This window comes from Streptomyces sp. NBC_00425, from assembly GCF_036030735.1.
GTDB lineage: Bacteria > Actinomycetota > Actinomycetes > Streptomycetales > Streptomycetaceae > Streptomyces.
This window is the reverse complement of record NZ_CP107928.1, coordinates 726,671-737,591: the sequence shown is the minus strand read 5'-3', so window position 1 is coordinate 737,591 and position 10,921 is coordinate 726,671. Positions and strand designations below refer to the sequence as shown.

11 protein-coding genes and 1 pseudogene are annotated in these 10,921 nt (G+C 71.7%); 2 read left to right on the top strand and 10 right to left on the bottom strand.

Annotation, left to right across the window (positions count from 1 at the left end; translation table 11 throughout):
• Positions 1-31 precede the first annotated feature (31 nt).
• Positions 32-619 carry a TIGR00730 family Rossman fold protein gene (locus OHS82_RS03340; protein ID WP_057574897.1) on the top strand — a complete coding sequence of 196 codons (588 nt, stop codon included), beginning with the start codon at positions 32-34 and terminating at the stop codon, positions 617-619.
• A gap of 70 nt (positions 620-689) precedes the next feature.
• On the opposite strand, the gene OHS82_RS03335 is transcribed toward OHS82_RS03340, so the two are convergent.
• Both OHS82_RS03335 and OHS82_RS03330 read right to left on the bottom strand, forming a co-directional pair.
• Positions 690-1,406, bottom strand: coding sequence for an HAD family hydrolase (locus OHS82_RS03335; protein ID WP_057574898.1), 717 nt, complete (start codon positions 1,404-1,406; stop codon positions 690-692).
• Positions 1,403-2,641, bottom strand: coding sequence for an MFS transporter (locus tag OHS82_RS03330; protein ID WP_277922369.1), 1,239 nt, complete (start codon positions 2,639-2,641; stop codon positions 1,403-1,405). The genes OHS82_RS03335 and OHS82_RS03330 overlap by 4 nt, the downstream gene beginning before the upstream one ends.
• Positions 2,642-2,720: 79 nt before the next feature.
• Between OHS82_RS03330 and OHS82_RS03325 the strand changes: the two genes are divergently transcribed.
• Positions 2,721-3,659 (top strand): carbohydrate kinase family protein, encoded by a 939-nt coding sequence (locus OHS82_RS03325; RefSeq protein ID WP_328433222.1) that lies wholly within the window; start codon positions 2,721-2,723, stop codon positions 3,657-3,659.
• On the opposite strand, the gene OHS82_RS03320 is transcribed toward OHS82_RS03325, so the two are convergent.
• The 8 genes and pseudogenes from OHS82_RS03320 to OHS82_RS03285 form a co-directional block, all read right to left on the bottom strand.
• Entirely contained in the window at positions 3,607-4,113 is a 507-nt protein-coding gene (locus OHS82_RS03320) for an NUDIX domain-containing protein (protein WP_057574901.1), read from the bottom strand. The two genes, OHS82_RS03325 and OHS82_RS03320, sit on opposite strands and share 53 nt — an antisense overlap.
• A gap of 40 nt (positions 4,114-4,153) precedes the next feature.
• The gene (locus tag OHS82_RS03315; protein WP_057574902.1) at positions 4,154-5,425 is read right to left on the bottom strand and encodes a UbiD family decarboxylase; all 1,272 of its coding nucleotides are present in this window, start codon (positions 5,423-5,425) and stop codon (positions 4,154-4,156) included.
• The gene (locus OHS82_RS03310; RefSeq protein WP_057574903.1) at positions 5,422-6,006 is read right to left on the bottom strand and encodes a phosphoribosyltransferase; all 585 of its coding nucleotides are present in this window, start codon (positions 6,004-6,006) and stop codon (positions 5,422-5,424) included. Before OHS82_RS03310 ends, OHS82_RS03315 begins: the two co-directional genes overlap by 4 nt.
• The gene (locus tag OHS82_RS03305; RefSeq protein ID WP_063894193.1) at positions 6,003-7,160 is read right to left on the bottom strand and encodes an IMP dehydrogenase; all 1,158 of its coding nucleotides are present in this window, start codon (positions 7,158-7,160) and stop codon (positions 6,003-6,005) included. The genes OHS82_RS03310 and OHS82_RS03305 overlap by 4 nt, the downstream gene beginning before the upstream one ends.
• A 14-nt stretch (positions 7,161-7,174) precedes the next feature.
• Positions 7,175-7,774, bottom strand: a complete 600-nt coding sequence (gene folE, locus OHS82_RS03300) for a GTP cyclohydrolase I (protein WP_057574904.1) — start codon at positions 7,772-7,774, stop codon at positions 7,175-7,177.
• Positions 7,775-8,386, bottom strand: a pseudogene (locus OHS82_RS03295) (radical SAM protein); the annotation flags it as partial. It abuts the gene before it with no gap.
• Between the two features lie 209 nt (positions 8,387-8,595).
• The gene (locus OHS82_RS03290) at positions 8,596-8,973 is read right to left on the bottom strand and encodes a 6-pyruvoyl trahydropterin synthase family protein (protein ID WP_057574905.1); all 378 of its coding nucleotides are present in this window, start codon (positions 8,971-8,973) and stop codon (positions 8,596-8,598) included.
• A 357-nt stretch (positions 8,974-9,330) separates the two neighbouring features.
• The gene (locus OHS82_RS03285; protein WP_328433221.1) at positions 9,331-10,914 is read right to left on the bottom strand and encodes an amino acid adenylation domain-containing protein; all 1,584 of its coding nucleotides are present in this window, start codon (positions 10,912-10,914) and stop codon (positions 9,331-9,333) included.
• Positions 10,915-10,921 lie beyond the last annotated feature (7 nt).

Genomic DNA, 10,921 nt, shown 5'->3' with positions numbered 1-10,921 from the left:
GACGGAACAGTCCCCCTTCAGGAGAAGACCAGTGACCCTCGCACCTTCCACATGCAAGAACATCGGCGTGTTCTGCGGATCGAACCCCGGCCGCCACCCGGAATACACCGAAGCGGCCACCGAGCTCGGCCGTGAACTGGCGGGCCGGAAAACCGGGTTGGTCTACGGCGGCGGCGGTGTCGGCATCATGGGACGCGTGTCGACCGCGGCGCTGGCGGGCGGTGCGACGGTGACCGGCGTGATCCCGCACGCGCTGCACGAGCGGGAACGGCTCGACAACGCCTGCGGCGAGATCTTCGTGGTGGGCGACATGCACGCGCGCAAGGCCCTGATGTACCGGCTGTCGGACGCCTTCGTCGTCCTGCCCGGCGGGTACGGCACGCTCGACGAGCTGATGGAGGTGGCCACCTGGAACCAGCTCGGGTACCACGACAAGCCCGTAGCCCTCGTCAACGTGCGGGGCTTCTTCGACCCGTTGGTCGCCCTGCTCGACGGGATGCTCGAAGAGGGCTTCTTCTCGGCCCGCGACCGCGCCCTGATCCGGGTGGTCCCGGACGCGCGCACCGCGCTGGACGCGGTCGGTGCGCCGGCACCGGTGGAGGTGCCGGCCGGCGTCTGACGCGGTGATGTCCGTCGCGCTCCGTACCGGACCGCGACGGACATCCATCAGTTCGGGAGAATTCCCGGATTCACCGCTCCGGCCGGTTCCATTCGTCCACCACGGTCAATACGTCCTTCAGTGTTCCGACCATCGCGTCCGGGACCGCGTCCCGCGCGACCAATTCCTGTTCCGGAATTCTGCTGTGCGGCACCAGAATGGTCCGCATTCCGGCCTGCTGAGCCCCGTACACGTCCTCGAAGGCCCGGTCCCCGACGAATGCGCAGGCCCGCGCCGACACCGCGCCCAACTTCGCCATCACCGCCGCGAAGATGTCCGGGTGCGGCTTGGTCCACGCCACCTCGCTGGAATAGACGGTGGCGTCGACGTGGCTGAGCACCCCGTCCCGTTCGAAGATCTCGTCGTGCCAGCCGGCGGGCCACAGGGTGTTGGAGAGCACGCCGATGCCCAGGCCCCGCTCGCGCAGTCCCTCCAGCATCTCCGGGGCCTGCGGGTCGATCAGGGTGTGCGCCTCCCAGGCCCGCCGGTAGGCCGACAGGGCCCGTGGTGTGGGCGTCACCCCGGCGTGCTCGAAGACCTCGTCGAGCCGGGCCGAGCACTGCGTCTCGCGGCAGCGCGCCATCAGCTCCCCCTCGGCCCGCAGCAGCCTCTCGCCCACCTCGGTGGCCTCCCGCGCGCCGACCCCGTCCAGGGAGGCCGCGGTCTCCTGCCAGATGCCCGGCAGGTCCACCGTGTGCCAGGGGGTGAGTGTGCCCGCCCAGTCGAAGATCACGTACTCGACGGTCATGCGGCCTCCTTCACGCCCGTGTTCCCGTGCGCCGACTGCCGCACGGCGATCTGCAACAGCACCAGGCCCGCCACGCACACGCCCAGCAGGCAGGGGCCCACGGCCCACCAGCCGTCGACCGCCGTCACCGCGAGTCCGACCAGGGGCGGTGTGGCCAGTGCTCCGATACTTCCCAGCTGGGCCACCAGGCCGTTGGCGGCCCCGAGGTCGGAGGAGGCGCGCACGGCCAGTGGCACCGCCGCGAACACCGTGGCCACCACCAGTTCGTTGGCGAGCGCGATGATCAGCGCGCTGCCCACCGACAGCCCGAGTCCCCCCGCCCCCGCGAAGGCGGCGAACGCCCCGGCCGGCATCAACAGAGCGACCAGGAACAGGTACGACACCCGGACGCCCCGTACCAGCAGCCAGCTCGCCAGGAACCCGCCGGCCACCCCGGCCAGCGACACCACCCCGGTGAGGGTGCCGGCCGACTCGGTGGACAGGCCGAACTCCTCGTGCAGATAGGTGGGGTAGAGGGTGACGAAGGCGACGATCGAACCGCTGACGGTCGCGAACCCGGCGCCCAGCGAGACGGGACGCGCGAGCCGCCGCACCCGCGCCGCCCGGTCCTGGCTCCCTGGCCCCGTCGCGTCTGCCCGCGCCGCCACCGGCACCGCCGGCAGCCGGGTGGCACCCGCCGCGATCACGAGCGTCGCCGCCGCGGCCACCGTCAGCCACCCGCGCCAGTCGAGCCATGCGGACAGCACCCCGCCCGCGAAGGAGCCGAGCGCCAGGCCCACCGGCATGAACGTCCCCCAGATCGCCAGCGCCCCGGTCAGCCGCTTGCCGTCGCCCAGCGCGAACAGCAGCACGGGGGCGACGATCACCACGACGACGTACCCCACGCTCTCCGCCAGCCGGCCGCCCAGCATCGCGCCGAAGCTGTCGGCCCGGGCGCACAGCAGTCCGGCGAGCCCCATCACCACGAGCCCCGCGACCAGCATGCGGTGCGGCGGCAGCGGTCGGAGCAGATAGCTGACGAACAGGCCCAGGACGGCGGCGACCGCGGTCACCAGCGAGGTGAGCAGGGCGACTTGGGGCAGGGAAAGAGAGAGGTCCGCGCGGAGCGCCACAGATATCGGCGTCATTTTCCCCATACTTGTGGCGGCGAAGACACCGGCCAGATAAATTAGGCAGAACTTCCACCGGAACGCGCGAGTCTCGCGCCTTTCGAGTTCTTCCGAGGTCGATTGCATTCCCCCGCCCCGCCTGGCGACTTCGATCTCCTCTGCCATCAATCCCTTTCCTCTCTCTTCGATCTCCGGAGGTCATTCTGTGGGGTGCGACGTGCTCGTGCTGGGCTCGCTCGTGGTGGACCGCAAGTACTTCGCCGCCGGCACCCTGGGCGGGGTCGAACTCTGGGGCGTGCAGCGGCACTACGGCGGCGTCGGCCGCAACATCGGGGTCAACGCGGCCCGGCTCGGCGCCCGCGCGGTCTTCGCCGGCCTGTCCGGGTTCGGGCAGGACGCCGCGGACATCGAAGCGGAGCTCACCGGCCTCGGCGTAGGGCTCCACGTGTTGCGCACCGCCGACGGGACGGGCCGCTGGGACGTCCTGCTCGACGCGGAGGGACGGCAGATCACCTCCCGGATAACGCTGCCCGACCCGGCCGCCGCCAAGTCCCTCGCCGGACCCGCCCTCGCCCGGACCGTCGCGGCGGCCAAGGCCGTGGTCGCCGAGGGCGGTCTCGACGAGGACCTGCTCACCTGGGCGTCGCGGGAGGCCAGGAGGAACGGCACACCGATGTGCTGTCTGCCCACGCGGCAACGGGACTTCGGCCCGCGCGCCCATCTGCTGCCGCTGTACGACGTGCTGCTGCTCAACGTCCGTGAGGCCGAGGCGCTCACCGGACGGCGGGCCACCCCGGCCGAGCAGGCGCTGCGGTTGCTCGGGCTCGGCCCCCGCGTGGTCGTGGTGACCGCGGGCGCGGCCGGCGCCACCGTCGCCTCCACCGAGCAGCCCGTGCCGCTGACCCTGCCCGCCGAGGCCGGGCTCTGCGCCGACGACACCGGGGCCGGCGACGCCCTGGCGTCCGCGTTCGTCGTCCACCTCGTACGGGGCGCGAGCCCCGGGGCGGCATTGGCCCTGGGACTGCGTGCGGCGCGGCACACGATCGGCTGCCGGCAGAGCACCTGCCGGACCCTGGCTGCGGACCCGGCGCTCACGGCGCACCGCACCGGGCGGTGGACGCCACCCGGTGCGCGTGCATCGTGATGCCGTCCGCGGCCAGCGCCCGGGCGATGGTCTCCTCGTCGTAGGAGGCCAGCCCGGCGTCGGTGAGGATCTGCAGATCCGTGGAGTGCATGTCGATCTCACCGATCCGGGCCTGCCGGATCGCGCCGACGTTGTCCCCGGCGAATCCGGGCCGCAGCGCGTAGGCGCCGTCGGCCAGGAAGGCGAACATCAACAGGTGGTAGCCACCCTGCTCCCAAGTGCCGGTGAACTCGTAGACGGCGAACAGCGAACAGGACCGGACGGCGATGCCAGTCTCCTCGCGCGCCTCTCGTAGCGCCGCCGCCTCGGCCGGCTCGCCCGGCTCGATACCGCCCCCGGGCAGCAGCCAGTTGTTGGCGTACGGCCCCTTGAGCTGGCGGATGAAGGTCACGGTGCCGTCCGGCCCGGGGATCACCATCAGGGCCGCGGGCAGCGCTCGTGCGAATCGGTCCATCGTCGTGCGGTCCTCGCTCGGTGCGGTGTCGGTGCGTCGTTCAGTACTCGGTCGGCCAGCCGTCTGGCGGGATCACCAGGGCCAGTCCGATCCGTTCCCCCTCCACCCGGCCCTTGCGGTAGTAGGGCTCGGTTCGGGTGGTGAAGCCGTAAGTGGCCAGTGCCTGCCCCGGGTTGGTGAGGTCGGGACCGCAGATGACCACCTTGGAGCGTACGTCGAAGGTCATCGCCTCGCGCACCAGTTCCTGGCTCGGCGCGTCCGTTTCGATGTACGCCACGAACTCGCCCCGCGCCCTGATCGAATAATGCACGGACCTGATCGGGTACCCGAGGCCTTGCAGATGGGCGTACATCAGGTACTCGTTCTGGAAACTCATCAGGGTCAGCCCCGACCGGGCCCCCGCGACGATCGTCGGCCACGGCGCGCCCGGCGTGGCGGACACCCCGGTGACGGTGAGGACATTGCTGCGCCGCGCCTCGGCGTAGTAGCCCTTGAACTCGCCGAACGGCCCCTCGACCTCGTCCCGCTCCTCGACGAACCCGGTGACGACATGGGTGGCGTCGTCCGGCACCGGCGGAAAACCGCCGACGCCCAGCGAGCGGCCGAGGAGCCGCGCCGCGATCTCGTAGTCGTCGCCCTCGGCCGGCAGCCGCGAGGCGGCCACCACGGTCAGCGCCGGGTCGGCGCCGAGGAACAGCGAGATCGGCATGGGGCGGCCGGTCTCCAGCCAGGCGAGCAGATTGCGGTGCCCGTCGGTGCGCGGGTCCAGGAAGATCCGTGCCTCGTCGGGACCGACCACCTGGGTGCGGTAGAACCCCAGGTTGACGCCGCTGCCGTCGGGCCGCGTGGTCACGCCGACCCCGGCCGTGATGTACGGCCCCGCGTCGGCGGGCCGGTGCTGGAGGATCGGCAGATCGTCCAGCAGCCCGGGAAGCTCCCGCCGCGTCACGGCAGGCCGCTCGGCGGCACCGGGTGACGGGACGGGCCCGGCGAGCCGCCGGGACATCTCCGGAAGGTGTTTGTCCTCCGTCGTGTCCAACGCGGCCAGGAGCACCTCCCTCGGATACGGGTGGCACAGCACCCGGGTGCCCGGCCGCTCGGCGATGTCCGTGAACACCACCGTAGGCCGGGCCCCGTGCTCCTTCTCGATCCCAGCGAGCGTCTGCGCCACCTCGACCCGGCTGCTGATCCGCCGGTCGTAGGTGTACAGGTCGACGGCGTCGTAGCAGCCGGGCAGCCCGAGCGTGGCGGCGTCAGCGGCCGGGGCCAGCCCGCTGCCCGGGAAGCCGGCGCCCGGTCCGCGGCGGCTCACCGGCGCACCCGTGCCGCGGCCGGGAACGGACGGCAGTCGTCCGTGGTCTCCCGGGCCGTCTCCCAGGGGAAGACGATCCAGTCGTCGAGGACGGCCGGACAGTGGTCGGGGACGTAACCGCTGCGGTGATTGCGTACGACGGCTGCGAACCGCACGTCCTCGCGTGCGATCCCTGCGGAGGCCAGGAACTCCAGGACCGTGTCGGCGGTCGCGCCCGTGCCCACGATGTCGTCGACGACCAGCACTTTGTCGCCGGCGCCCAGTCCGGCGGGTACCGAGCCGTCGACGACCGGGCGCTGCTTGGCGGCGTACCGGCTGTCGTCGGTCGTGCGGCGCACCCGCAGGGTGTGCATCACCGGCACGTCCAGCGCGCAGGTCAGATATCCACCCGCCGCCAGCCCGCCGCGGGCCACGGCGAGCACGGCGTCCGGCACGAAGCCCGCGGCCCGCACCTCTTCGGCGATGTCCTCCAGCAGTTGCCCGAAGGTCGCCATGTCGAGGAGGTAGGGACCCTGCCGGGTCCACATGCCGGGCTGCTCGCCCGCCACGGCGTCCCGAGCGGTGGCCTGCGTCCCGCTCATCCCGCCACCGCCTTCGCGGCGTGGTCGGTGTCGATCTGCACCGACCGCTCACGGGCGTGCGGAACGTTCTCCGCGCGGCCCGCGGCGGTCACCCGGATGAACTCGGCCCGCGCGCGGAAGGCGTCCAGGTCGCGGGCGCCCGAGTAGCTCATCGCGGACTGCACGCCGCCGACCAGCTGGCGCAGCGTCCGCGACAGCGGCCCGGAGGCGGGGAAGGTCGCCTCGACACCCTCCGGGACGTAGTCGTCCAGCTCCTCTTGGGTGACCGTGCCACCGGCCGCCCTGCGCAGGGTGAGCTCCATGCCGAGCGAGACGAAGCCGTTGCTGACCCTGTACTGGCGGCCGTCCCGCTCCACCGGGGAGGCCTCGCTCTCGTCGGCGCCCGCGAGCGCCGAGCCCAGCATCACCGCGTGTGCCCCGGCCGCGAGGGCCTTGGCGATGTCACCGGCCTGCCTGATACCGCCGTCGGCGATGATCGTCACGCCGGCCTCCGCGGCCGCGTCGGCACAGTCCATGACGGCGGTGAGCTGCGGCACGCCGGTGCCTGCGACCAGCCGCGTGGTGCACACACCGCCCGGCCCGATCCCCACCTTCACCGACTGGGCGCCGGCCGCCGCCAGGTCCCGTATGCCCTCCGCCGTGGCCACGTTGCCCGCGATGAGCGGGGTGCCGGGGTACGTGGAGCGCAGTTCCTTGACGGTGTCGAGGACTTGGTCGCTGTGCCCGTGCGCGACATCCACCAGCAGGACGTCCACGCCGTGCGCGACCAGTTGGGCCGCGCGCTCGCGCCAGTCGCCGGTGACGCCGACGGCCGCACCGGCCAGCAGCCGCCCCGCCGCGTCGAGTGTGGGACTCTCGCCCTGCTCGCCGTCGACCTGTACGGCCTTGACCGCGTCCAGCTGGGCGACCTGCTGCTCGACGGTCTGCATCCGGTGCAGGATGCCGAGGCCACCCCGCCGTGCCATCGCCGCCGCCATCCGGTCGCCGGTGCACCACTGGGTGTTGGCCGAGACGACCGGCACCCTCAGGGTCAGCCCGGGCAGCAGCTCGCTGCTGGTGTCGGCCTGCCGCCTGCTGGTCAGCGAGGTGCGCCGGGGCACGAACAGGACGTCGTCGAAGCTCAGTCCGGTCCGGCTGGGTTCGGAGATCCGCATGCCGTGTCCTCTCCTCAGCAGGTGCGGTCGTTGGTGAGCGCGATGAGCTCGCTCCGCAGCGCCGCGTCCTTGAGCGCGCCCCGCCACACGGCGGTGGTCATGGTGGCGGGCGTACGGATGCCGCGCATCGCCATGCACAGGTGCTCGCCGCGTCCGATGACCGCCACGTCGGGGGAGCCGGTGAGCCGCTCGACGTCGTCGGCGATCTGCTGCGACAACTGTTCCTGCGACTGCAGCTTGTGGGCGTGCTGGTGCGCGATCCGGGCGAACTTGCTGAGGCCCAGCATCTTCTGCCGCGGCAGATAGCCGATGGTGATCCGGCAGGAGAACGGCAGCAGGTGGTGCTCGCACAGCGACCACACGCTGATGCCGGAGACGGCGACCAGGCTGCCGCTCGCCGTGGTCTCGAAGAGGGTGTCCACGGTTCCCGGGTCGTACCCGGTGAACTCGCGCCACCAGCGTGCGTAGCGGGCCGGCGTCTCCCGAAGCCCCTCACGGTCGGGATCGTCGCCGATCGCCACCAGCAGTTGGCGGGCGATCGACTCCAACGGGTCCTTGGCCTCCCCTTCCAACAGCGCCAGATCCTCGGTCAACACTTCGATGCTGCTGCTCACTCAGACACCCCGCTTGCTTCCCCACACGTTGACATGTAGTCGTCCGGACAGATTCCACTTACGTGCCGTCACTTCACCGGCGAGCGTGCGCATTCCCGCGTCGATCTCCTCGGGGGACTGCCCCCTGGGCATGACCCACACGTTCTTGAGATCGAACCGGCGCACCAGTTCATCGACCTCCGCCAGATCGGCGGTGTCGCCGCACACGAACTTGAAGGAGACCCCGGGCAGTTGGGTGAACCGCCGCAGAGCCTGCGGAACGATGCGCCGCTCCTCGGCGACCCCCGAGTGCGCGAGCTTCGGAGACACGTTGAACCGGGCCCCGGCCGCCACCAGCGCGTCGCACGGCACCACGGTGCCGTTGGTCTCGAACTCGACCGCCACCCGGCGTTCCCGGAGGGCCCGGATCACGGGCAGTACCCGGTCCTGCTGGCTGAGCGGTTCACCCCCCGAGACGACGATCAGGTCGACACCGAAGCCGAGCAGCCGCTCGGTGACCTCGGTGACGGTCAGCGCGTGCAGCTCGTCCGCCGCACGGTAGGCGATGCCGGTGTCCGACTCGCCCTTCCAGTCCCACGTGTACGGTGTGTCGCACCAGCGGCAGGTCAGATTGCAACCGCCGAGGCGGAGGAACGCACACGACCTTCCGGTGGAAGGCCCCTCGCCCTGTACGGCGCTAGGTAGGTCCGAACATCTCGTTCACCACGAGCTTCGGAACCGCCATCTTCACCACCCCCTTGAGCCCGAGCGGGCTCGTCGATCCGGAACGGCGTCCGGGTAGTCGTGCGGGAACTCGTCCGGTGATCCGGTCGGGTACGCGGTCAGTCGGTGGGACCGGCGGGCCGGTACGTCGCCCAGGTCTTGGGCGTTTCGGAGACCCGCACGGCGGTCAGCTCCGGGAAGTCCGCAGACCACGTCCGGTAGATCCACATGGCAAGGTGCTCGGCCGTCGGATTCACCTCGGGCAGCAGGTCGTTGAGATGCCGGTGATCGACGGTGTCGTCGAGCCACTTCTTGACAACGCCCAGTTCGCCGTAGTCGCGCACGAAGCCGACTTCGGCCATCAGGTCGGGGTGCCCGCTCAGTTCGAGCATCAAGACGTAGTTGTGGCCGTGCAGTCGGCCGCACTGGTGATCCGGTGGAAGGCCGGACAGTTGGTGGCTCGCGGAGAAGTGGAACTCCTTGGTGATGGACAGCACGGTCCGGGTCCTCTCTTCCGTGGTGCTCGGATGGCGTCGAGTGCCTGCACAGATCCTGAAGGCTGCGAAGGTTCGGTGTCATGACGTGTCGGTGGCAGGTGGGGGCCATGACCGCCGGTGGCCAGACGCGACCCCGGAGGCCCGACCCCGCGGCCGGTCGCTCGAGGAGTTCCTCGAGGTCGGTCGGGCAGTCGCCGCAGCATGCGTCGTACTCCTCGGTCTCGCCCAGCAGGGTGAGGGCGCACGAGGCGGGCGGTGCCGCCGATGGCCTGACAGTCCCCCACCGGATCCGGGCGGGCGGCCCGGAGCGCCTTCAGGCGGTCCGCCCGGGCGCGGCTGCATGCTGCGGGGCGGTGCTCATCGGGCCGCCTTCGGGGTGCGGGCCGGGCGGGTGGCGGCCAGTTCGGTGAGCGCCTTGCGGTCGAGCTTGCCCGAGCCTGTGAGCGGCAGGGCGTCCACGACCTGGTAGCGGTCGGGGACCATGTAGCGCGGCAGGACGGTCTGGGCGTGCCGGCGCAGTTCGGCGGCGGGCTTGGCGGGCGCGTTCTCGGCGACGACGACGCAGGCGACGAAGAAGGTGGCCCCGGCCGCGGTGGTGATCACCGTGACGGCGGCGTCCTTGACCTGGTCGTGGCCGCGCAGCGCCGCCTCCACCTCGCCGAGTTCGATGCGGTAGCCGCGCAGTTTGATCTGCTGGTCGTTGCGGCCGAGGTACTCGAATGAGCCGTCGGGCAGGCGGCGGGCGAGGTCGCCGGTGCGGTAGTAGCGGTCGGGGCCGTCTGGGCCGTCGAGGGTGACGAAGCGCTCGGCGGTGAGTTCGGGGCGGCCGAGGTAGCCGTCGGCGACGCCCGGGCCGGCGATGAGCAGTTCGCCGCTCTCACCGTCGGGCAGGGGCCGAAGGTCGGCGTCGCGGATCTCCAGGCGCAGATGCGGCAGTCCGGCGCCGATCGGCGAGCGCACCGGACCGTCGAAGTCGGCGTCGGACAGGGCGCGGTGGGTGGCGTAGACGGTGGTCTCGGTGGGGCCGTACATGTTGACGGCCGTGGGCGCGCTGCTCGGGTAGGCCTTCAGGAAGGCGGCGACCACGTCGAGGTCGATGGCCTCGCCTGCGAACACCAGGTAGCGCAAGGCGAGTTCGGGGCGGCCGGCCTCCTCGTACGCCAGGGCGAGGGAACGGAAGACGGACGGCACCTGGCCGAGGACGCTGACCCGTTCGGCACCGAGCAGCGCGAGGAAGTCGGCCGGGGACTGGGCGATGCGCAGGGGGACGGTCACGGCGGTGGCGCCGGTGGCCATGGAGGCCCAGAACTCCCAGACGGAGACGTCGAAGCTGAACGAGTGGAACAGCGCCCACCGGTCGTCCGCGGTCACGTCGAACAGCGGCAGCGCGGCCCGCAGCAGGGCGAGGACCTGGCGGTGGCCGACGACGCAGCCCTTCGGGTTGCCGGTGGAGCCGGATGTGTAGATGACGTAGGCGGGCTCATCGCCGGTCGACTCGGGTGCGGGTATGGGGAGTTCGGCTTCCCCGTCGCTGTGCGGCGACAGGACGGCGACCGTGTCGAGGCCGCGCTCGACCGCCTGCTCGCGGTCGCCCACGACGGTGGTGACCCCGGCGTCGGCGATCATGTACCGAAGCCGTTCGCCCGGGTAGGACGGGTCCAGCGGCACGTAGGCGGCACCCGCCTTCATGACGCCGAGGATGCCCACGGGGATGTCGGCCGAGCGCTCCAGGAGCAGGCCGACCAGGTCGCCGGGGCGGACGCCGGCGTGGGCGAGGCGGGCGGCGAGCCGGTCGGAGGCGCGGTCGAGTTCGGCGTAGGTGAGGGTGCGGCCGTCGTCGATCACCGCGGTCGTGTCGGGCTGTTCGGCGGCCACCAGCCGGAAGAGGCCGGGCAGCGAGCGCACGGCGTCGAGCCGGGCCATGGCAGGGGTCGTGGTCATGTGGGGT

Excerpts from the sequence above, each read along its gene's own strand:
- OHS82_RS03335 (WP_057574898.1), bottom strand. The coding sequence starts at position 1,406 with ATGACCGTCGAGTACGTGATCTTCGACTGGGCGGGCACACTCACCCCC.
- OHS82_RS03330 (WP_277922369.1), bottom strand. The coding sequence starts at position 2,641 with ATGCAATCGACCTCGGAAGAACTCGAAAGGCGCGAGACTCGCGCGTTC.
- OHS82_RS03320 (WP_057574901.1), bottom strand. The coding sequence starts at position 4,113 with ATGGACCGATTCGCACGAGCGCTGCCCGCGGCCCTGATGGTGATCCCC.
- OHS82_RS03310 (WP_057574903.1), bottom strand. The coding sequence starts at position 6,006 with ATGAGCGGGACGCAGGCCACCGCTCGGGACGCCGTGGCGGGCGAGCAG.
- OHS82_RS03305 (WP_063894193.1), bottom strand. The coding sequence starts at position 7,160 with ATGCGGATCTCCGAACCCAGCCGGACCGGACTGAGCTTCGACGACGTC.
- OHS82_RS03285 (WP_328433221.1), bottom strand. The coding sequence starts at position 10,914 with ATGACCACGACCCCTGCCATGGCCCGGCTCGACGCCGTGCGCTCGCTG.